This window comes from Flagellimonas flava (assembly GCF_050617915.1).
Taxonomy (GTDB): Bacteria; Bacteroidota; Bacteroidia; order Flavobacteriales; family Flavobacteriaceae; genus Flagellimonas; species Flagellimonas flava_A.
Window position 1 is genome coordinate 138,941 of the sequence record NZ_JBODQE010000003.1, and the last position, 21,060, is coordinate 160,000.

Genomic DNA, 21,060 nt, shown 5'->3' on the forward strand with positions numbered 1-21,060 from the left:
AGATTTCCTAAAGGAAAAAATGGATGATCAATAATCCCAATCCAATCAAAGCAGGAAGGGCTTGGACGGTAAAAATCTTTTTGGAGGCCGTGAGCGCACCGTAGATTCCTGCCACAGAAACACAGCCCAAAAAGAACATGGCAACATATACTTGCCATTCTGGATTTTTAATGAGTAAGGACCAGATCAGTCCTGCTGACAAAAAACCATTGTATAGTCCCTGATTGGCCGCTAGGGTTTTGGTAGGTTCAAACAATTCCTCCGGAAACTTTCGGAACACTTTCTTGGCCTTGGTGGTCCAGGCAAACATTTCCAACCACAAAAAATATAGGTGCAAAATGGCAACTAAAACAATAAATATTTTGGCGATTATCAGCATGATCAATCTTTTGCGGTAAAACGTTCGTCAACAGGCATCACCGTTCCACAATTATCACAGGTTCTTAGTTCTTCGGAACCATAAAAATGCTCAAAATGAGATAAAAAATCCTTTTCAATATCATGTAAGGTAAAATACGCCTCGTAAAGTTTATGGTTGCAATTGTCACAGAACCACAAAAGTCCGTCATCAACGTTCATGTGGTCCCGTTTACGTTCCACCACCAAACCTATGGAGTCTTTATGTCGCACGGGTGAGTGGGGTACTTTGGCCGGATGGAGGTACATATCTCCCGGGCCCAACTTCATTGTTTTCTTCTGTCCTTCCTCTTGAATATGAACCTCAATGTTGCCTTCTAATTGATAGAACAATTCTTCCGTTTCATTGTAGTGATAGTCCTTACGTGCATTGGGTCCTGCCACGATCATTACAATATAATCACCAGCGTCTTTATACAGATTCCTATTGCCCACGGGAGGTTTAAGGGTATCCCTATTTTCCGCTATCCACTGATTTAGGTTGAAAGGAGCTTGTGCTGCCATGTCCAAGATTTTTTGAAAGGTATAAAAAACCTTTTTGCCAGCATAGGCTTTAACAAAAAGACCCATGCTATGCATGGGCCCTAATAATATGTTGACATGTAAATAATGTTTATTGCGCCTCTACCTTCATAAATATTTGGGTAAAGTATGGCCTACCTTCTTTATCCACTTGTACACTTAAAGTGGTATGGGTAAAATCTCCTTCCAAAGTGGTTTTATGGGAGCTGCTATTTAACCATCCCTCCAATGTCTTTTCGGCGGTGGAATAGTAGCGGGCCACATTTTCACTCACCTGCACGGCATTTATTTCCGATGCAATCTTGGAGGCTCGGGATTCAAAATTATCATGGCTCAACTCGTTCTTGGAAATCATGTAGTTGTTATGGTCCTTGGCATGCACATAGGAGGAGGGGCTGTTTTGAAGTGTTGTTGCGCCAATGGACGTTCGGTGCTCGTTTACCAGATTCACCAATTCAGCTTCCATCTCCTCGGGATCCACGGTCATCTTTTCATTCTGAAGAAAGGATTCAGCAATAGCTTTTTCCTCTTCAATTGTGGACGACTTGCTGCACATAGTGAGGCCTACAACGGCGGCCGTCAACCATAGGGTGTAAAATACTCTTTTCATTTTCAGGGCTATGCTTTGGGGTGGTTCTGGCACCCCATATGTTCTAGTAGCTAAACTAGCTGAGAAGCTTGCCCGAGCCATAAATTTTCCATGGGAACACAAAATTATCCGTTAAGAGGTCAAAAAGCCTCATTTATCAATCGGAACTGGATGAATCCCAGTTCCTTTCGTCGATAAAAATTACCGTTTAAATGATGATGTTTTGGTCTGAAGCCGTTGGATTCTCTTCAGGATTTGGATTGGGTTGCTCAGCTTCCAAAACCCAAGCAAATACCAGAGCACCTATTTCTTTCACCGGATGGTAAAAAAGGGATTCTTTTTTTGTGTCCTCATTAATAAAATTTAATGGAGCCGTAAGTCGTTCAAAGAAGATAAGTAAGGCACCGACTATAATGGCAACTTTGAGCATCCCAAAAATGCCTCCAGCCACCTTGTTTAAAAGACCAAGCATTGCAAAATCGGCAATTTTGGTCAGGAACTTGCCAGCAAAGTGAACCAATAGAACGATACCAAAAAAAGTGATGAGAAAGGCAGTGATTTTTAAATACTGTCCATTCCAACCCATGTTTACAGACAAATGGTCTGCTGTGAGGTATGAAAAATGAATGGCGCCATATATTCCAGCAATAAGGGCCACAAGGGAAGCAATTTCTACGAAAAGCCCATTTTTAAGGCCTTTATACAGTCCCCATATCAAAAGAACACCAATAACAATATCCAGAAAGTTCATTGCTTCGATTTTAACAAATATAGGATATTGATTACTACCTTTGGTGACCGTCAAACAAAGGGATATGGCAAGGGACGAGGAACTTAAGGAACGATGGGATCAATTGGTTGTAAAGCTGTCCGAACAATTTTCGGATGGGGATCCCTTGGACATAGACGGAATGGTCTATTTGGTAGGTGTACAAGAACTGGGAAACTACCATAGAACTTTTAAGAAGGATGAAAAGGTCAATCTTATGCATATTGCCATTTGTAGATTGTTGGAGCCTTATGGGTATTACGACTTTGATTTTTATGACGATGATGGTTGGCCCCATTACACGGTCAAAGAACAACTACCTCCCTTAAAACCAGGAGAGCAATCCATTTTGATGAAGGAGGCCTTGGTGAACTATTTCCTGGAAAAAGAGTACATTAAATAATAAGAAATCCAAAAAATGGAAACACCCTTAAGTTTTACCAACCTTGAAAGGAAAAAAAAGATTGACAAGGCCATAAAAACAGACTTTGACCTAGTGGTGATTGGCGGTGGAATAACTGGCGGGGGTATTGCCTTGGACGCAGCTTCAAGAGGGCTAAAAGTTCTCCTGTTGGAAAAAGGGGATTTTGCTTCCGGTACCAGTAGTAAGTCCACCAAATTGATTCATGGGGGTCTGCGATATCTCAAACAATTCGATTTTTGGTTGGTGAAGGAAGTGGGTTCCGAAAGGGCCATTGTGCACAAGTTGGCTCCCCATTTGGTGTTACCGGAAAAGATGCTTCTCCCCTTAATTGAAGGAGGTTCTTACGGGAAATGGTTAACCTCCATTGGGCTTAAGGTGTATGATATCCTTGCCCAAGTGACCGGAGAGGATAAGCGGCAAATGCTGGAGAAAAAGCAAGCGTTGAAACTGGAGCCTCTCTTGCCCAAAAAGATATTGAACGGGGCGGGATATTATGCGGAGTATAGAACAGATGATGCCCGTTTGACCCTAGAGAATATCAAGACCAGTCTTCAATATGGGGCAGACGCCCTGAACTACATGAGGGTGACCGGATTTGTTTACGAGAATGAAAAGGTGTCAGGAGTCAAGGTGAGGGATGAGGTCTCTGGAACGGAACACCAAATCAATGCGAAATATGTAGTGAGTGCCGCTGGCCCTTGGGTAGATGAATTACGCATCATCAACAACTCCAAAAAGGGTAAGCGCTTGCATTTGACGAAAGGGGTCCATTTGGTATTCCCTAGAGAAAAATTGCCCGTAAAACAGTCCGTCTATTTCGATGTGCCTGATGGACGTATGATGTTCGCGATTCCACGGGGCAAAATAACCTATGTGGGAACTACCGACACCAACTTTAACTTGGACAAGGATCATGTTCGAACCGATTTGGCAGACGCTATCTACCTTATTTCTGCAGTGAACAATATGTTTCCTGAGATCCATTTGGAAATGGAGGACATCATCTCTTCTTGGGCTGGCTTGAGGCCTTTGATTCATGAGGAGGGAAAATCGGCTTCAGAACTGTCCAGAAAAGATGAGATTTTTACTTCGGATACGGGACTGATCAGCATCGCTGGAGGTAAACTCACAGGGTATCGCAAGATGGCGGAGCGAACCGTAAATCGGATTGCCCAAAAAATGCAGGAAGACCATGGGATGGAGCTTCCATCCAGTCAAACGGAAAACATTCCACTCTGCGGAAGCAATTTTAAGAAATTCAAACAGGTCAAGAAATACATTGCAGAAGTACATGAGCGCATCCAAGCGGATGGGTTATCCGAGTATGATGCATGGTACCTCGTCACCACCTACGGAAAGCAAACGGAGCTGATATTGGAACTTTACGAAGTTCAGAAACAGCAGGATGCTTATGAACGGATGATTCGAGCAGAGACCAAGTTTTCCATTGCTCATGAAATGGTGTTGAACCCCATGGATTTCTTTATCCGAAGAACAGGGAGACTTTATTTTGACATTGAGAGCGTTAAATTGTTCATGGAACCGGTATTGGATGAATTCCAACAGGCGTTTGGGTACACCAAGGAGGAAACACAATCCTTTAAGGAGTCATTGTTGCATGAACTTGATTCGCATTCCAATTTTTCCTTGGATAGGGTTTAGGCTCCATCCTTTGCCAACCAGTGCAGCTACAGGAATTCCCTATATTTGGTTAAACTAAACTTCCGCGTTTCCCATGGACGCCAACCTTTACTTTTTCTATGGCTGGTGGCAGTTTGCTGTCTGTCTTTTCGCATTTTTAGCGTTGATCGCAATTTGGTGGCAGATTGGAAAAAAGCAAAATGATTTCGGACAGGTCTGGCTGGCCTTGTCCATACTTGCTTGGGCTTTTTCAGGTTTGCTGGAAGTTTATTTTACTGGAGTTTCACAGACTAATACCCTATATCTTGACAGCGGGCGGAGCATATTCTCCTTGTTTAACAGTTTGTTCATCCTGCTGGCCTTACCATGGTTTAGATACCTTCCCAAACCCCTTGCACCAGTTATCAAGGGAGGTTTTTGGAGATATATTGTTGGCGTTCCATTTTTGTTTTGCTTGGCCTTTACCGTTCACAAACTGGTGGTAGGAAGGGAATATGGATATATCCAAGAACTTGACGTGTATTATGCGGTTTTTACCCTTATTTTTTTGGGAGGAGTACTTTGGGAATCCTTCGCAAAAAGAAGATTAAAAGTGCTGTCTTGGCTTTCGCTGGTATGCATTCTGATTATTCTAGTTGCCCAGTTTTTTAAGCTATCGGAATCTGAGCATATATTGTTGCTTTTTTCAGCCATTTTCAAAACGAGCTTGATCATGCTATTTTTTGCACTGGCACTCAGCTGGGTCAAGGAGCTTGCAGAGAACATCATACCCAAATCGGCTCATTTGAGTTTGGTTTTTTCCAAGGAGAAAGATATATCAGGAAAATGGATGTCCACCGTGGTGTTAAACGGTTTTCCTGGAACCAAGGAGCGAAAAATTGTACTTACTCCCAAGTTGCATTCGTTGCTTTTGGAGTTTGCCCAGCGATGCAAAAGAGGCGAGAAATCCTGGCTCGAGATCAAGCCGAAAAACTTTACAGCAGGAGAAAAAAACTACGATATTGGGGATTACAATCAAATAAAGCGATTACTGAATGCACTTCTGGATGGACTTTTTGGCAAGGGGAATTGGAGCAGGGAACAGCATTTAATACCCCTAAAAAACACCTTGTTCGAAATGTCGGAAAGTAGAAATCGAAAGATTCGGATGATTCTTCCACCAGAAAACATATTCCTGTAAAACAGCAACTTACAAAATATTTGTCGGTTCACAGACTTACCGACATGGCATAAGCTTTTCCGACAACGGCTTCTATTCATAGCGTCTTTTTTCAATTTCCCGAAAATTTGAAAATCGGATCTATGAAATTCAAGCATCTCTTTTTGTTGCCCCTACTTATTTTTTTGCCTCAGCTTTCATCCGCCCAGGGCTTGGATCAGCAGATTAATGACTCCTTCATGCCCTTTGCCATTTGGTGGGAGGCTTTTATACTGGGCACGGTACCCATTGGTGGTGCCAATATCCCCATAGTTTTGATTCTCCTCATTATGGGTGCTCTCTTCTTTACCATCTACTTTAAGGGAATCAATGTGCGACTTTTTCCAGTAGCAATCAATGTGGTCAGGGGGAAGTATGATGAAGTGGAAGCTGCAGCATCAGAAGGAGAGCAGGGAGAGGTCAATCATTTTCAAGCTTTGGCAACAGCTGTATCGGGTACGGTTGGATTGGGAAATATCTCCATGGTGGCGGTAGCCATCTCCATTGGTGGCCCAGGCGCTACCTTTTGGATGATCTTGGCGGGGCTTCTGGGTATGTCCACCAAGTTTGTGGAATGTACTTTGGGAGTAGCATATCGGGATATTGATGAAAATGGGAAAGTGTTTGGTGGCCCTATGTATTATTTGTCCAGGGGGCTAAAGGGGCAAGGATTTAAAAGTTTTGGGAAACTATTGGCGGGTGTATTTGCCATCCTATGCGTTGGCGCATCCTTGGGTGGAGGGAATGCCTTTCAGACCAACCAAGCAGCAGCACAAATAATAGGTCAATTTCAGATAGAACACGAAGCTTCAGGAACCATTATTGGGATGATATTTGCCATTTTTGTGGGAATTGTGATTATTGGAGGGATCAAACGCATCGCCAATGTTACTGGTAAAGTTGTCCCGTTTATGGCCTTGCTCTATGTGTTGGCCGCGATATTTATCATTTGTTCCAATATATCATTGGTGGATGATGCACTATCCTTGATCGTTAGCGAAGCATTTAGTCCCAAAGCTACCGTAACGGGCGGTTTTATTGGGGTGATGATTCAGGGTTTCCGAAGGGCGGCCTTTTCCAATGAGGCTGGAGCAGGATCATCTGCCATTGCACATTCTGCCGTGAACACCCCTTTTGCTGCATCGGAAGGTTTGGTTGGACTGCTGGAACCTTTTATTGACACGGTCTTGATTTGCACTATGACGGCCATAGTGATCATCCTCTTTAATATGGAGGGCATGTTTGTTTATGGTGACGTGGTCAACGGCAAAGCTCTGATGCTTGACGGATCTAGGATTGGGGGAATCAATCTTACCTCCCAGGCTTTTGAACATGCCATTCAGGGATCATCATTTGTGTTGGTTATAGCGGTGATTCTCTTTGCATTTTCTACCATTCTTTCCTGGTCTTACTACGGCCTCCAGGCTTGGAAATACCTTTTTGGAAGAAGTAAGTGGACGGATCTTAGCTATAAGGTTTTATTCCTGATGTTTACCATACTTGGTGCAGCCATCACTTTGGATGCTGTGATAAAATTCTCTGATGCCATGATTCTTGCCATGGTTTTCCCCAACATGATCGGACTGCTCTTTTTGTTCCCAAAGGCCAAAAAGGAGCTCGGGAAGTACTTACATGCTATTAAAGTTGGGACTTCAAAATTTTAGTGTTATGGTGATACCGTGGGAGCTAGACCCACTATTTCCCGAGCCCAATTAACAATAAGGTTGATGGTTCCCTCGTCCCATTTCCCAGGCTTTCCTTCAAAAGAGTTTTTGGGGTTTTCGTGAATGGTGTTCCAATGATCCAATCCGGGATACTCATATAAAATATGGTCTTTATGTCCATTCCTTTTTAGGACATCGATAATCATTTGGTTGTCAAATGAGGACATGATCCAATCGTTGGAACCCCTTAAAATCCTAACAGGAACTTTGACTTTTTCCCATTGTCCGGCAAGATCAAAATCCTGTAGCTGTTGGTAATAAGCAACTGGACGGCCATACATGTGGGCGGCTGAATGGTAATTGTAATTTGCAAGGGCAGGTTGCTCATCCACCACTTCTTGATAGGTTTTCTTTTGAATCAACATTCCATAATAAAGTGGGATATAGTATTTGTTCATTTTATCCACAATCTCGGATTCTGAATTGCCCTTAAATTGAAGAAGACGCCGCTCGATTTCCAACATATGTTCAAACCAGGTCTTAAAAAAAGTTCCATCAGAAATAACGCCTGCCAAATCAAACTCATTGGCCAATAGCGGAGCTAACGCACTGCCCATACTGGAGCCATATACCACAATTTTTGAAGGATTCACATAAGGCTTGGTCTTGAAATGTTTTATAGCAGCTCGGTATCCGGCTAGATCAGTTACAAAATCCGATTGGCTACAATCTCCATCACTATCACCTACCCCGGGCTTTTCTATGCGCATAACCACCATTCCCGATTTTTCTACTAGGTCTTTAATGGTCTGCACCCAATTCCCCTTTCGTCCTGGATAGGTTTCAATACTGGAACAACTTAGACCCCCAATGAGTACCACAGCAGGTTGTTTCCCCTGTTTTTTGGGTTTGGTGATAATGATGCGTTGGGTGATACCGTGGGAACTGGTCACTTCTTCATAATAGGTGTCCAAATTTTTATGGATTTCCCGTTCCATGGGATTGAAAGTCACCTCTTTTTCAATCAATTTCTGATTTCTAATCGCCTTGATTTGAGTTGGCACCTTGGCTCTAAGACCATAGGATATCTCCGTCCACTTTTCATCAGAGTTGGCAGCAATTCCATCGACTTCAATAATCAAATCATTGACCAAGAATCCCGATTTGGCCAACGGGCCGTCGTCTTCAATTTCTAGGATTTTAGCTCCTGGATTGTCCGTTTGCGGCCCTTGAATTTTAGCCTCCCAAGAGCTTCTTCTGCCCAGTTGTTGTGCTTGGATGGAATTGGATATGGATAACAATAATAAAGTGATAAATAAGGAACAGTATTTCATGACTGATGTTTTATGATTTCCTTAAAAGTAGATTGCCTAATTTTAGACAAGGGACAATTTATGCCTACGGCCTTGTTTTTTATACGTAAGCCACTTTGGTAATGATATAGGAAAAGCTTGTTCATGAAATCGAATACCAACTTTTATCTATTTGGATCAAGGATTGCCACCCATTGTATATTCTGGGTACTGTACTATATATTATTTGGATTGATATGGGTGAGCGAGGAAGGTTATTTAGCCTCCTTTTATTTGGAGTTTGTATTGCTGCCCATCCGAATTTTGGCAGTTTATATTACTCTATATTATCTATTGCCGCAATTTTTGCTCCAAAGAAAGTACAAGGAGTTTCTCCTGGGCTATGGTTTAACGCTGCTGCTGGGAGGGGTGTTGCAAAGGGTATTTATCCATCTTTTTTATGAGGAGTTGTTGTTGAACGATTCCTCAGCTGGACTTTTTAGCATAATGATGTTGGTGCGTGCCATTGTGTTGATCAATACCACGGTGCTGTTTGTACTAGGCGCAAAACTTTTTCAACTGTGGGCCTTGGAGCAGGAAAAGAACAAAAGGTTGGAAAGTGAGATTTTGGAAATCCGCTCCAATAGAAAAACACACCGAGTTCCCGTGGATAGCATTCTCTTTGTGGAGGGATTGGGAAACTACGTCACTTTTCATCTAGAGGACAAATCCAAGATAACAAGCTATGGAAGTATTAAAAAAACACTGGAACAGCTTCCCTCAAATTTTAGGCGGGTTCACAAGTCCTTTATCGTAAACAAAGAACATATTAAATCCTATGATGCCCTGACGATCGACATTCAGGATAACTCCATACCCAGGGGCAAAAGTATTGCGGACGATGTTTTGCTGAACTAGTTCAGCTTTTCCGTCAACTTTTTGAAGACTTTTTTCGGATTTTTCTTCTCATACAGCACTTGAAATACTGCATTGATGATTGGGGTTTTGGTTTTTTTGATTCTGTTTTGATTGATGAGGTGTGCACTTTTGGTGGCATAGTAACCTTCCGCTACCATGTTCATCTCCATCATGGCACTCTTTACGGTATACCCCTTCCCGATCATGTTCCCGAACATTCTGTTTCGGCTAAAGGTAGAATATCCCGTGACCAGCAAGTCACCCAAATAGGCCGAATTGTTGATGTTCCGTTTCATTTTATAGACTTTGTCTATAAACCGTTTCATCTCCCTAATGGCATTGCTCATCAGTACACTTTGAAAGTTATCGCCATAGCCAAGGCCATGGGCGATTCCAGCCGCGATCGCATAAATGTTTTTCAGCATGGCAGCGTATTCGGTGCCAATAATATCATCTGAAATTTTGGTTCGGATATAATGACTTTGAAGGGCATTGGCCACCCAGTGGGCTTTTTGCTCATCCGCGCAGGCGATGGTAAGGTAAGAAAGACGTTCTAGCGCAACTTCCTCCGCATGGCATGGCCCGGTAATTACCCCAATATTTTTGAATGGAATTTGATAGACATCATGAAAATGTTCCCCAACGATCAATCCACTTTCAGGAACTATACCTTTAATGGCAGAGAAAATGATTTTGCCTTCCAAAGAGGAAAACAGTTTTTTGAGTTCGCTCTCCAAAAATGCGGAAGGAATAGCAAAAATGAGCACGTCGGAACCGTTAACCACGGTGTTCATGTTATTGCTTAGTTGAAGCTTGGAAATATCAAACTCGACAGAACTCAGGTAGTTGGGATTGTGCTTTTCCTTTAGAATATGATCAATAGCTGATTCACTGCGCATATACCAAGCCACTTGATCTTGGGTTTCCACCAACATTTTTACAATGGCAGTTCCCCAACTACCACCTCCAATGACTCCAAAACGAAGTTTTTTGTCCATCCATCTAATTTGGAAGCAAAGCTAAAAAATATATTGAACCACCTATTAACTCTTGATTATCAGAAGGTTATGGTTTTGGCATGGTGCTTGGTTTATACCAATTGAATCAAAACGTCCAGATTATGAAAATGGGAAAACTACTTTTTGGAAGCTTAATTATAAGCCTTTTGGCCAGCTCTTGCTATACAGATGTTGTCTTTGAAGATGACTTTATCGAAGAATCACCAGTTAATACAGCCTTGGTTCTGGAATCTTATGATTTATGGTATGTGGATATCAATGCAACCAAAGGAAGCGGGGAAGTTCCTTTTTTGCAACGGGCCTTTACCATATCGTTTGATTATGGAACCATTAGGGCCAATAATAACCTAGTAGGCATAGGAAAAACTGGGAATGGATTGGGAATAGATGTTGGTAACTACGGAACCTTGTTTGGCGCTGTCGAAATTGACCATGATATAGACGGGGTTTGGGTGCTGGACGTTTTTGCGGTCAATAACAACACCTTGGAATTGTACGATTCCCGTTCGGATACTTCATATATCATTAGAGGGTATCAGCGAAACAGTTTTGATTATGACCAAATATTCTACGACAACCTTCATTACTTTTTACAGGAATATGAGGCATGGGAAAAGACCTACACCAGTGAAGTTGGGGCAATCAATGATTTTGATGATGAGAACTTCCTTCAATTTTTATCTGGAACGGATGGAGACTTTTTTAGATCCTCTGTGGATGGTTCAGGAACCTCAGTATCAAATCTGCAATGGGATTTTGAAGGGGATTATGAAATATTTGATGTGGCAAACGATCCCACCCTCAAAACTTTAACACTGGATTATGACTTTTTGGGCAATGACTATTTTGAGCTATACGTTATAGATGATAGTACCATAGAGTTGTACCATGTGGACAGCGAAACGGTTTATGAGTTTCAAGGTAGAGGATATATCGAGTTTTTGAAGTCTGGAGACAAAGTGGGAAAAAAGCGTTCAAAAGTTAAATCTTCCTTAATGAACGTAACAAGGCAAAGAAAAATGTAAGGAGAAAATATAGTGTTCGACTATTTAGACAAGTTTTTTGGTTGGTTATTTAGTTAAGAATCGCCTCAAGTTCTCAGCTTGGGGCGGTTCTTCTTTTATACCTATAGTAAAAAGTTAAACCTTCCTTTTAAGATTGACCAAATATTGTCTTTTAAAATCGGATGGATTTTCCCCACTTATTTTTTTAAAAGTCCTGTTGAAGTATGAAAGACTTTCAAATCCACATTCGTAACAAGTTTCGCTCACATTCTTCCCTATAAGTAGTAACCTTTTGGCCTGACTGATACGGTACTGGTTTAAAAAATTGGTAAAGGTATTTCCGGTACTCTTTTTAAAATATCTGCAAAAGGCCTCTTTGCCCAGATTGCATAGTTCTGCCACCTCGGCTGTTTCAATTTTTCGTTGATAGTTCTTATCCACAAAAGCATGTAAGTCCCTTAATCGTGCCTGCTCTTTTTTTCGATAGCGATTCACGAACGGATAATCGTGCAATAAAAAATAGTCGTTGCTACTGGCAAGTTCCTTTAAAATATGGATGGATTCCATAAACAAGTCAAAAGGGGAAAGCAAATGCAGTTCTTTCAATCGTTCCCCAATTCGCTTTTTGGTATCCCCAGTGAACACTATTCCATATTTGGATTTTTCAAAGAGCTCATTGATGGATTCCAGTTCTGGAATGTTGGTCAACAGCTCTTCCTTAAAGCTGGGCTTAATGTGTAGTACTTCCTTAATGTAATCCGTTTGCACCCCGTAATCAAAATTCAAGTGGGGAATGTTGGAGCCAATAAAGACCAGGTCACTGTCCTCAAAATTGGAAATACTGTCCCCTACATGTCGGGTGGCGCTGGCGCCTTCAATATAGACCAACTCGTACTCCGGATGAAAATGCCAATAGAACAAATGGTTCAAACGTGGGAGGTGCAAAAGTCGGAATGGACTTTTGGTATTGGGTGCTATGGTCTCTAATTGAATTTTCAATTTTCACTTTTATACCCATTAAAATATGGATTTTACTTTAAATTATCAATATAGTTCAAATTTATATCAATATGAAGGTTGAGAAACCCTAAGGTGCTATCTAGTTTTATCCCATAGAATTTAGAAACGGAAAAAATAGAAAACATGGAAAAAGAAGCAAAAATGGAGATGGCCAATAAGGCTCACGAGGAAATTCCAGGAAATCCATCCACAGCAACCAGCAGTAAGATCAGACTAAATGACCGATCTAATGGAAAGTCACTTCGGGTACTTTCAGAAGAAGATTGGGACTTTTGGATTCACAACGGCTATATCGTAATAAAAAATGCCATTCCGAAGGAGCAAGCAAAGGCCACGGCCGATTTTATATGGGAATTTGATGAAAAAGATCCCAACGACCCCAATACTTGGTACGCACCCGCGAGGGCAGAAATGAAAATGAAGGAACTCACCGGAACGGGAATGGTAGAGGTGTATAACCATCAGCATTTATGGAACAACAGACAAATGCCAAGAGTGTATGATGCCTTTGTTGATGTTTGGGGCACAGAAAAACTTTGGGTAACCATTGACCGTGCCAATTTGAATTTCCCATTACCACCTGGTGTGGAGAAAAAAGGATTCATCCATTGGGATTATGATCCGGAGACCCGACCACAAAATGTTCAAGGGGTTTTGGCCCTGGCAGACCAGACGGATGAGAACATGGGAGGTTTCCAATGTATTCCTTGGCTGTACCGAAATTATGATACCTGGAAATTGAAACAGCCCGAAGATCGTGATCACTTTCAGCCGGACTTGGAAGGATTGGAAGATAAAATTGTTAAAGTAAAGATGGAGGCAGGGGATTTGTTGATATTCAACAGTACGGAACCCCATGGTATCAGGCCCAATAAATCCAAGAACAAAGTTAGGATTGCCCAATACATTTCCATGATGCCGGCAGAGGAGGAAAACGAGGAATTGAGACAATGGCGCATCAATTCGTGGAAGAACCGTGTGGCTCCCGAAGGATATGCTTTTCCAGGTGATCCACGGAATTGGGAAAGGGATAAATATGGAACCGCAGAACTTACCGATCTGGGACAAAAGTTATTGGGTTTAAAAAACTGGTAACTTTAAGCATTGACCAAACCAAACCTCTATGTTAACCAATATTAGTAGTTGGGATATACTTATTATCCTTGTTTATTTTGGAATTATTTTATGGATTGCCAAATGGGCATCAAAAGGCAAAGGTGGCTCTGGCGCCGCGGCGGATTATTTCTTGGCAGGACGTGACCAAGGATGGCTGGTGGTGGGAGCATCTCTTTTTGCATCCAATATTGGTTCCGAAATTATTTTGGGAGTCTCTGGAGCTGGGGCAAGAGCGAACATGCCCATGGCCAATTTTGAAATTTTGGCAGCCCTGGTGCTTATCCTTTTGGGATGGGTCTTTGTTCCCTTTTATCTTAGAACGGGAGTATATACCATGCCGGAGTTTTTGGAGAAAAGATACTCCAAAGCCTGTCGTAATTACCTCTCCATAGTCTCTATTTTGGCCTATGTGATCACCAAAATTTCCCTGATCATATTTGCTGGTGCGCTGGTCTTTGAAACCATAGGAGTGCCCTTTTGGACTGGGGCTATTGTTACCGTATTGGCTACAGGATTTTACACCGTTTTAGGTGGATTGAAGGCGGTTATATATACCGATATGGTTCAGGCTGTGATTCTATTGTTGGGAACCATTGCGGTTACCTTGTTCGGGATTCACCAGTTAGGGGGATGGGAAGGTCTTATAAGTACTTTGGATTTGGCCGCAAACACTGAGGGCAATCCTCCAACGGAACGTTTTTTTAATTTATGGCGGCCCATGACGGATACAGAATACCCTTGGACAGGAATGCTCTTTGGAGCACCCATACTTGGTATTTGGTATTGGTGTACGGACCAATATATTGTGCAACGTACCCTCTCCGCAAAGGATGTATCCAATGCCAGAAAGGGCGCATTATTTGCCGGATATTTAAAACTGTTGCCGGTATTTATCTTTTTTATTCCTGGGGTGATCGCATACGCATTGATGCAAAAAGGGGAGATCAATTTTGCCTTGGAAAATGCAGACCAAGCCCTACCGGCCATGATCACCAATTTTTTGCCATTGGGATTAAAAGGCTTGGCCATTGCAGGACTTTTGGCCGCTTTGATGAGCTCTTTGTCTTCAGCGTTTAATTCAAGTTCCACGCTCTTGACCATGGATTTTTACAAGCAGTACAGACCACAAGCTTCAGATAAAAACTTGGTCAGGTTTGGTCAGTTGGCTACCGTGGTTTTGGTCATTGTAAGCCTAGGGTGGATTCCCTTCATGAAAACCTTGATGGGTGGGGGAATATTCCATTATCTGCAAAGTGTGCAGGCCTACATTTCACCTCCAATAGCAGCAGTATTTTTATTCGGACTCTTTTACAAGTGGATCAATGCCAAGGGCGCCATCGTGGCGCTTTGGTCTGGCTTCTTTTTGGGGATACTTCGCTTGGTAACGGAATTTATGGCCAAAGAAGGAATCTTGATGGTGGGCGAAGGCTCCATCTTAGCTTTCTTTCTGGACATCAACTTTCTACATTTTGCTCTTTTCCTATTTGTGTTTTGTGCCTTGGTATTGGCCTTGGTCAGCAAAACAGGTTTGCCCAAATCGGATGAGGCATTGAGGCTGGTTACCTTTCAGAAAAAGGACAAACTTCCTTCCAAGGAACGCTCAAGAGATATGGTATTGACCATAGTGTTGATTGTTTTGGTCTTGATTTTATGGGCTGTCTTTAGTCCATTGGGATTAGCAGGTTAATTATGGATTTACAGTTAAAAGGCAAAAAAGCATTTATTTCAGGATCAACTGCGGGGATTGGTTTTGCCTTGGCCAAAAGCATGTTGGCAGAAGGAGCTGAGGTCACCCTAAATGGTAGATCATCAAAGTCGCTGGAGAAGGCCATGGAAAATTTACAAAAAGAAATCCCCCATGGTAAAGTGAATGGCATTGCAGCAGATTTTGAAAATCGAGATGATATAGAGCAACTCCTGGATCAACTACCCGAGGTAGACATTCTAATTAACAATATTGGAATTTATAAGGCAGAATCCTTTTTCCAAATGAAGGACGAGGATTGGTATCGGCAGTTTGAGGTCAACGTGATGAGTGGGGTACGTTTGTCCAGATTGCTTCTGCCCAAAATGTTGGAACGCAATTGGGGCCGCATACTATTCGTCTCCAGCGAATGTGCTTCCTTGGTGCCTCCAGATATGTTGGCCTATAGCACTACAAAAACAGCTATGCTGGCCATTTCCAAAGGACTGGCTCAATTGACCAAGGGTACAGGAGTCACCATTAACTCGGTTTTACCTGGATCCACCCTCTCCGAAGGAGCAGAGCGATTTTTGGAAACTGAGGCAGAAAAAATGGGAAAAACCAAAGCGGAGGTAGAAGCGGATTTTTTTAAGGATGTACGGACGTCATCGCTTTTACAGCGTTTTGCATCCGTGGATGAAGTAGCCCATACCATTACGTATTTGTCAAGCCCCCTTGCCGCAGCCACCAATGGAGCGGCCATTAAAATTGATGGTGGTAGCACAAGCGGAATTTTTTAGAAATCAGCATATTATCTTCCGAAATAGTGATTTTCTTGAGCTTGGGATCATGAATTCGTGAAATCCCTCATTGGGATTCGTGTCATAAGCTGAATAGTGCTATTTTTGCCGCCTTCAAACAGGAGCTATGAAAAAGTATCTCAATCTTTTCGACTTTTCCCAAAAGGTAAACTACCGAACCGAAGTGCTTTCAGGATTGACCGTTGCCTTGGCCTTGGTACCAGAAGCCATTGCCTTTGCTTTGATTCCTGGGTTTTCTCCCTTGACAGGATTGTACGCTGCGTTCGTTTTGGCCTTGGTGACTTCCATTTTGGGCGGTCGTCCTGGTATGATTTCTGGAGCTACAGGTGCAGTAGCTGTAATTTTTGTAGGCTTGATCTTGGAGCTTAAACAGACCTTTCCCGGAATAGACCCAACCACAATTTTGAACTACACTTTTGCCACGGTGATCATAGCAGGAGGCATACAGATTTTGGCTGGACTACTTCGATTGGGAAAATTTATTCGCTTGGTACCACATCCGGTGATGTTCGGGTTTGTCAATGGTTTGGCGATTATCATATTTATGGCCCAATTCCCAAATTTCTATGTGAAGGGAACTAGCGATCTCTTATCTGGATCAGCACTCTACACCATGTTGGGTTTGACTTTGCTCACCATGCTCATTATTTGGGGCTTTCCCAAGTTGACCAAGGCAGTTCCGTCCTCCTTATTGGCCATAATAGTAGTCTCGGCCATTGTTATCGGTTTTGGGATTGATACCCTCACGGTTGCCGACACCATGCAGGAAGGAGAGAGTATAAAAGGGGGATTCCCACCCTTGTCCATTCCCAAAATACCATTGACCATGGACACGTTCCTAATTATCATTCCCTATGCAGCCATTGTTGCCGGAGTAGGTTTAATTGAGAGCTTGCTGACCTTGAACATTATTGATGAAATTACCGAAACCCGAGGTAGTGGAAACAAGGAGTGCGTAGCTCAAGGAACGGCAAACATACTTTCTGGTTTCCTTTCTGGAATGGGTGGTTGTGCCATGATCGGTCAAAGTTTGATCAACACTTCCTCAGGTGCCAGGGCAAGGCTTTCAGGAATCACTGCGGCAGTAATGCTCTTGGTGTTTATTATGTTTGGAAGTAGCCTTATTGAGCGATTGCCGATGGCCGCCTTAGTTGGGCTTATGTTTATGGTTGCCATTGGAACTTTTGAATGGGCCAGTTTTAAAACCTTCCGTAAAATGCCCAATTCTGATGTGATTGTAATGGTTTTGGTGACTTTGATCACGGCCATAACCCATAATTTGGCCATTGCGGTTTTATTGGGGGTTGTTATCTCGGCTTTGGCATATTCTTGGGAGAACGCCAAGCGCATTAGAGCCAGAAAACATGTAGATGAAGATGGGGTTAAACACTATGAAATTTATGGCCCACTTTTCTTTGGTTCCACCACCTTGTTCGCTGAAAAGTTTGATGTGCAAAACGACCCTGTTGAGGTTATCATCGATTTTAGGGAAAGCCGAGTGGCAGACATGTCTGGTATTGAAGCCCTGAACAAAATCACGGAGCGTTATGCCAAAGCGGGTAAAAAAGTACACCTAAGACATTTGAGTAAAGACTGTATCCGTCTTTTGAAAAACGCGGAGGACATTATCGAGGTAAATGTGCTTGAAGACCCAACCTACAAGGTAGTTGCGGACAGTGTTAAGTAAAATGTAGCCCTAGTTAACTCGATAAAATAAGATATCCAATCAATATTAGGGTGCTAAGAACAATAAAGGTGATGAGGTATAATTGAATTTCCTTAAATCGCTCTCTTTTGGCCTGAGCTATGATCTGATCCCTAATTTTCTTTTGTTCAAATGGAGTAAGCTCTTTGAATTGGAGTTTGGTCTCACTTGCATATCCTTCATAGGCCTCCCGAATATCACTATAGCTTCGCCTCTTTTTTAATAAAGCACGATTTGCTTTTACTACTAACATTGGTTGACTTGCAGAGCCCATGGAACATCGTTTTATCTATTAGTAGTTAAAACCAAGTTTTGTTACAAGCTTACCAGAGCCTTCTAACTTCTAAGTCTACCATTGAACATACTAACTTTTGGGTGAATTGGATTGCCAGATGCTCGGCGCATCAAGGTAATTTGACCAGCGTGGTAAATACAATCCGAAAGCATGCCATTGATCAAATTCCAATAAGGATATTTGGACTCTTGGTCACCACGTTGAAAAACTACGCCCGTGGCTTCAAAATCGTTAGCCTGTTTCCCAAGCATTTTGGTACTGGCGGTTTTTAGGTTCAACAAGGTTTCCCTCCTAAGCTCTTCAAAGGAAAGCTCTGGCGGATTTTCCACTCTGACGTTGGGTGTGGCATCGGCCGCATTCAAGATCATTTTGGACATACCGTGAATATGGCGCAAGGTCTCTATGCTGGCCCTGCCATCTTCGGATGGTTTGTACTCCAGGTCTTTTTGGGTTAGACCTTTTGTTGCCCAATAGTATCGAAAGCCCAGACCATCTATCATTCGGGCAGCAACATTTCCGGGACTATAGTCCTCGGGATAATCCGGAATTTTGTGATACGGTAATTCTTCCTGCGCACTCATTGGGTTACATAAAAATAGGGAAAGGAACAGCACTAAAGTACTGACGAGAGGTTTCTTGGTTATCATATACATATAAATAAGGAATCAAATTAACCGTTTTGGATGTTACCGCCCAGCGTTTTGACAAACATTTAGCATATAAGATTACTTGACGAAGGATAATTCCAAGGTTTCACCCTCACCCAATGCTTCCCATTGTGCCAACAAGTCATTAAGGGATTGTTGAATTTCAGCTAAGGAATCGGTGTTAAGACCATGGGGATAAGGTAAACCTTCCCGAGCCAAAATCTCTTTTAAGGTTGGGATTAGATCTATATGCCCCCCGCCAGATTGAAGGTTGGTCAACAACAGGTTCACCAGGTGCTCGGTTTGTAAAGATTCAGGAGGTAGGTTTGCAGGAACCAACGCTTCAGGTCTTTTATCCCGTGGCAATTCAAAATCCTCAATATTGAACCCATCGGACAGCAATCCGTAAAAGGCCTTTTTAAAGCCCAAAACGGTTTCCGCGGCATAATGGGCAAGGTCATGGACTTCAAAATTTGGATGTATTTGGGCCCAAGTAACACTGCCATCCTCCCTAATACAGTTGAGTATACTGGCTTTGCCTTTTCTTTTTTTGAACTGAATTTTCATAGGGCTAAGTCAGACTTAAGGGTGCGTTTATTGGCTATTCAATGCATCCTTTGTAGAAGGGAGTAAAGGGATGAATTTCCAACTTAAAAAGTTTATGTTGAATAGCCAGATCCTTATGAAGCATACCTGTCACCTCCTGTAGATCCTTTCCAAGAATAATCAACATTCCTGTATCACTATAACGTGCTCCCAAAGAGATTTTCTTTTCCTTGCGAAGTTGGGCTAAAAAGGATGAATGTTCCTTAAAATATTCTTGTTCATGAGGTTGTTTTTCCGTATCCCAGTTTTCACCAAGGGTGTATAGGGCCACAAAATAGGACGCTGTTTTTTCTTCGCTTTGCGAAAAGGAATGGAATGGCAGAACCCATAAAAACAACCAAAGGATTAACGTCTTGGGCGTTTTGATGACATCAATTATGTTTATGTTAGGATTGATTTTCATTGCTTTCGTAAACTCCAAATCTCATAAAGAGGAGCACCCTTGCTACTGAACCCTGAATGGTGCCAGTCACCATTTTTTAGGTCAAAGTCAAACTCAAGGCTTGCCCCAACCCGAGTGTTATCCCTGGAGAAAAATTTGATGTTTTCCGTGTACTTGCCGTCAACGGTGGTATACGTTCCGCCCCCGGTTCCCATGAATTGTTTGGTTTCGGTATTATAGGCAATCCATTGAAAACGGGTGCCTGATAAAATTTTCATGGTTTTTCTTGGCCTGTTGGTGTCACGGTGCCGTAAAGTCCCATCTGTTTTTCTCCCAGACATGAGCCAGGCTCCAGCTAACGCACCAGGAGCACCATCGTCCAATCGATTCCATGTACGCTCACCATCTTTTACTTTAAGGGAATCTTGCGTCAAAACAATTTCAAAACTGATTTGGGTTCCGACCCTATCCGGATTTTTAGTGTCAAATTCCACCGTTTCGGTCAACATAGTACCGTTTAACTCCCAACCCCCACCATTGGTGCTGATAAAGGCTCCTGTATTGGCATCGTACCAAGTGGCTACTTGGAATCCTTGGGAAAAGATGACCACATTTTTTATGGCCTGTCCCTCTTCACTGGTGTACACATTCTCCCAAGCTCCCAATAAACTTTGACAGTGGAGGGCATTAAAAAAGAGGCAGCTAACAAATGCAAGCAGAATGGTTTTCATGTGTTAGAATATCTTAAGTGAATCCCTAAATCCTTTCTCGAAGAAAGTTTAGAAATACCAAACCGAATTCCCAATAATTGGGAACCGTTACCTATATCGCCCTTGCGCTTAAAGCGTACGCAAGTATTCCGCCAAATCCCGAGCCTGTTCTTCGGTCAGGTTTTGGTTGAGCATGATGGCATTGTTATATTCTTTCAACAAAGCCTTTGCAATTGGGTCTTCCCGTAGCATAACATCAGGGTTGAGCATCATGTTCATGACCCACTCAGGGCTTCTGCGCTCGTAAACACCTTGCATGGCCGGGCCAATCATGCGTTGATCAACCATGTGACATGCCACACAGATGGAGTTGAAACTAGCCTCCCCACGAGCTGCCATTTCTTGATCTATCTCATCCGCGAAAGTAAGTTCTTTGATGGGTCCAACACCTTTGTTGTCCAAGTCCACTGGAACACCTTCGCTGGCATCCGCCTTTTTGTCCTCGGCTTTGGAACGACTTACTTCAAAACCGTCCTTCTTTTCTTCTTTCTTTCCGCCACAGCTTGCTACAAAGGCAGCTAAACATAAAAACAGGAGTATTTTTTTCATTTCAGTAG

23 protein-coding genes are annotated in these 21,060 nt (G+C 42.5%); 10 read left to right on the forward strand and 13 right to left on the reverse strand.

The features are described from left to right. Positions 1-7 precede the first annotated feature (7 nt). The 4 genes from ACRHOZ_RS09190 to ACRHOZ_RS09205 all read right to left on the reverse strand — a co-directional run bounded on the left by ACRHOZ_RS09190 (position 8) and on the right by ACRHOZ_RS09205 (position 2,279). Complete coding sequence (locus tag ACRHOZ_RS09190) at positions 8-379, reverse strand: DUF1304 domain-containing protein (protein WP_431124914.1); 372 nt, start codon at positions 377-379, stop codon at positions 8-10. Between the two features lie 2 nt (positions 380-381). Next, positions 382-921 carry a 3-hydroxyanthranilate 3,4-dioxygenase gene (locus ACRHOZ_RS09195; protein ID WP_420401229.1) on the reverse strand — a complete coding sequence of 180 codons (540 nt, stop codon included), beginning with the start codon at positions 919-921 and terminating at the stop codon, positions 382-384. A gap of 109 nt (positions 922-1,030) precedes the next feature. After that, on the reverse strand, positions 1,031-1,549 hold the full coding sequence (locus ACRHOZ_RS09200; RefSeq protein ID WP_431124917.1) for a CAP domain-containing protein: 519 nt from the start codon (positions 1,547-1,549) through the stop codon (positions 1,031-1,033). Positions 1,550-1,736: 187 nt separating this feature from the next. Further along, positions 1,737-2,279 carry a CvpA family protein gene (locus tag ACRHOZ_RS09205; RefSeq protein WP_431124919.1) on the reverse strand — a complete coding sequence of 181 codons (543 nt, stop codon included), beginning with the start codon at positions 2,277-2,279 and terminating at the stop codon, positions 1,737-1,739. Between the two features lie 64 nt (positions 2,280-2,343). Here ACRHOZ_RS09205 and ACRHOZ_RS09210 point away from each other — a divergent pair, with 64 nt between their 5' ends. The 4 genes from ACRHOZ_RS09210 to ACRHOZ_RS09225 all read left to right on the forward strand — a co-directional run bounded on the left by ACRHOZ_RS09210 (position 2,344) and on the right by ACRHOZ_RS09225 (position 7,224). Beyond that, a complete protein-coding gene (locus ACRHOZ_RS09210) occupies positions 2,344-2,700 on the forward strand; it encodes a hypothetical protein (protein WP_420401226.1) in 357 nt (118 codons plus the stop codon). Between the two features lie 15 nt (positions 2,701-2,715). After that, positions 2,716-4,383: a glycerol-3-phosphate dehydrogenase/oxidase gene (locus ACRHOZ_RS09215; RefSeq protein WP_431124921.1), complete on the forward strand. Its 1,668-nt coding sequence runs from the start codon at positions 2,716-2,718 to the stop codon at positions 4,381-4,383. Between the two features lie 73 nt (positions 4,384-4,456). Continuing rightward, on the forward strand, positions 4,457-5,542 hold the full coding sequence (locus ACRHOZ_RS09220) for a hypothetical protein (protein WP_431124923.1): 1,086 nt from the start codon (positions 4,457-4,459) through the stop codon (positions 5,540-5,542). Positions 5,543-5,664: 122 nt separating this feature from the next. Then, a complete protein-coding gene (locus ACRHOZ_RS09225; RefSeq protein WP_431124925.1) occupies positions 5,665-7,224 on the forward strand; it encodes an alanine/glycine:cation symporter family protein in 1,560 nt (519 codons plus the stop codon). A gap of 2 nt (positions 7,225-7,226) precedes the next feature. Here ACRHOZ_RS09225 and ACRHOZ_RS09230 read toward each other — a convergent pair whose 3' ends face one another. Continuing rightward, positions 7,227-8,558, reverse strand: a complete 1,332-nt coding sequence (locus ACRHOZ_RS09230; protein WP_431124928.1) for a serine aminopeptidase domain-containing protein — start codon at positions 8,556-8,558, stop codon at positions 7,227-7,229. Between the two features lie 123 nt (positions 8,559-8,681). Between ACRHOZ_RS09230 and ACRHOZ_RS09235 the strand changes: the two genes are divergently transcribed. Continuing rightward, entirely contained in the window at positions 8,682-9,434 is a 753-nt protein-coding gene (locus tag ACRHOZ_RS09235) for a LytR/AlgR family response regulator transcription factor (protein WP_431124930.1), read from the forward strand. Here ACRHOZ_RS09235 and ACRHOZ_RS09240 read toward each other — a convergent pair. Next, the gene (locus ACRHOZ_RS09240) at positions 9,431-10,432 is read right to left on the reverse strand and encodes an NAD(P)H-dependent glycerol-3-phosphate dehydrogenase (protein WP_431124932.1); all 1,002 of its coding nucleotides are present in this window, start codon (positions 10,430-10,432) and stop codon (positions 9,431-9,433) included. The genes ACRHOZ_RS09235 and ACRHOZ_RS09240 overlap by 4 nt on opposite strands. A 122-nt stretch (positions 10,433-10,554) precedes the next feature. Between ACRHOZ_RS09240 and ACRHOZ_RS09245 the strand changes: the two genes are divergently transcribed. Then, on the forward strand, positions 10,555-11,478 hold the full coding sequence (locus ACRHOZ_RS09245) for a nicotinic acid mononucleotide adenyltransferase (protein WP_431124934.1): 924 nt from the start codon (positions 10,555-10,557) through the stop codon (positions 11,476-11,478). A gap of 114 nt (positions 11,479-11,592) precedes the next feature. Here ACRHOZ_RS09245 and ACRHOZ_RS09250 read toward each other — a convergent pair whose 3' ends face one another. Further along, positions 11,593-12,456 carry an AraC family transcriptional regulator gene (locus tag ACRHOZ_RS09250; protein ID WP_431124936.1) on the reverse strand — a complete coding sequence of 288 codons (864 nt, stop codon included), beginning with the start codon at positions 12,454-12,456 and terminating at the stop codon, positions 11,593-11,595. Positions 12,457-12,600: 144 nt separating this feature from the next. On the opposite strand from ACRHOZ_RS09250, the gene ACRHOZ_RS09255 reads away from it, so the two are divergent. The 4 genes from ACRHOZ_RS09255 (at position 12,601) to ACRHOZ_RS09270 (ending at position 17,785) form a co-directional block, all read left to right on the forward strand. Then, positions 12,601-13,572: a phytanoyl-CoA dioxygenase family protein gene (locus tag ACRHOZ_RS09255; protein WP_431124939.1), complete on the forward strand. Its 972-nt coding sequence runs from the start codon at positions 12,601-12,603 to the stop codon at positions 13,570-13,572. Positions 13,573-13,600: 28 nt separating this feature from the next. Then, complete coding sequence (locus ACRHOZ_RS09260; protein ID WP_431124941.1) at positions 13,601-15,280, forward strand: sodium:solute symporter; 1,680 nt, start codon at positions 13,601-13,603, stop codon at positions 15,278-15,280. 2 nt (positions 15,281-15,282) lie between these two features. Continuing rightward, positions 15,283-16,077 carry an SDR family NAD(P)-dependent oxidoreductase gene (locus ACRHOZ_RS09265; RefSeq protein ID WP_431124944.1) on the forward strand — a complete coding sequence of 265 codons (795 nt, stop codon included), beginning with the start codon at positions 15,283-15,285 and terminating at the stop codon, positions 16,075-16,077. 127 nt (positions 16,078-16,204) lie between these two features. After that, entirely contained in the window at positions 16,205-17,785 is a 1,581-nt protein-coding gene (locus tag ACRHOZ_RS09270) for a SulP family inorganic anion transporter (protein WP_431124945.1), read from the forward strand. Between the two features lie 13 nt (positions 17,786-17,798). Here the strand turns inward: ACRHOZ_RS09270 and ACRHOZ_RS09275 are convergent, their stop codons facing one another. From ACRHOZ_RS09275 to ACRHOZ_RS09300, 6 genes are all read right to left on the reverse strand, one after another. Beyond that, positions 17,799-18,056: a hypothetical protein gene (locus tag ACRHOZ_RS09275; protein ID WP_431124947.1), complete on the reverse strand. Its 258-nt coding sequence runs from the start codon at positions 18,054-18,056 to the stop codon at positions 17,799-17,801. Between the two features lie 83 nt (positions 18,057-18,139). Beyond that, positions 18,140-18,745 (reverse strand): DinB family protein, encoded by a 606-nt coding sequence (locus ACRHOZ_RS09280; protein WP_431124948.1) that lies wholly within the window; start codon positions 18,743-18,745, stop codon positions 18,140-18,142. Between the two features lie 78 nt (positions 18,746-18,823). Further along, a complete protein-coding gene (locus ACRHOZ_RS09285; protein ID WP_431124951.1) occupies positions 18,824-19,312 on the reverse strand; it encodes a hypothetical protein in 489 nt (162 codons plus the stop codon). A gap of 34 nt (positions 19,313-19,346) precedes the next feature. Continuing rightward, positions 19,347-19,754 (reverse strand): hypothetical protein, encoded by a 408-nt coding sequence (locus ACRHOZ_RS09290; protein WP_431124953.1) that lies wholly within the window; start codon positions 19,752-19,754, stop codon positions 19,347-19,349. Beyond that, the gene (locus ACRHOZ_RS09295) at positions 19,751-20,464 is read right to left on the reverse strand and encodes a membrane or secreted protein (RefSeq protein WP_431124954.1); all 714 of its coding nucleotides are present in this window, start codon (positions 20,462-20,464) and stop codon (positions 19,751-19,753) included. The genes ACRHOZ_RS09290 and ACRHOZ_RS09295 overlap by 4 nt, the downstream gene beginning before the upstream one ends. Before the next feature lie 108 nt (positions 20,465-20,572). Then, positions 20,573-21,052: a c-type cytochrome gene (locus ACRHOZ_RS09300; protein WP_431124956.1), complete on the reverse strand. Its 480-nt coding sequence runs from the start codon at positions 21,050-21,052 to the stop codon at positions 20,573-20,575. Positions 21,053-21,060 lie beyond the last annotated feature (8 nt).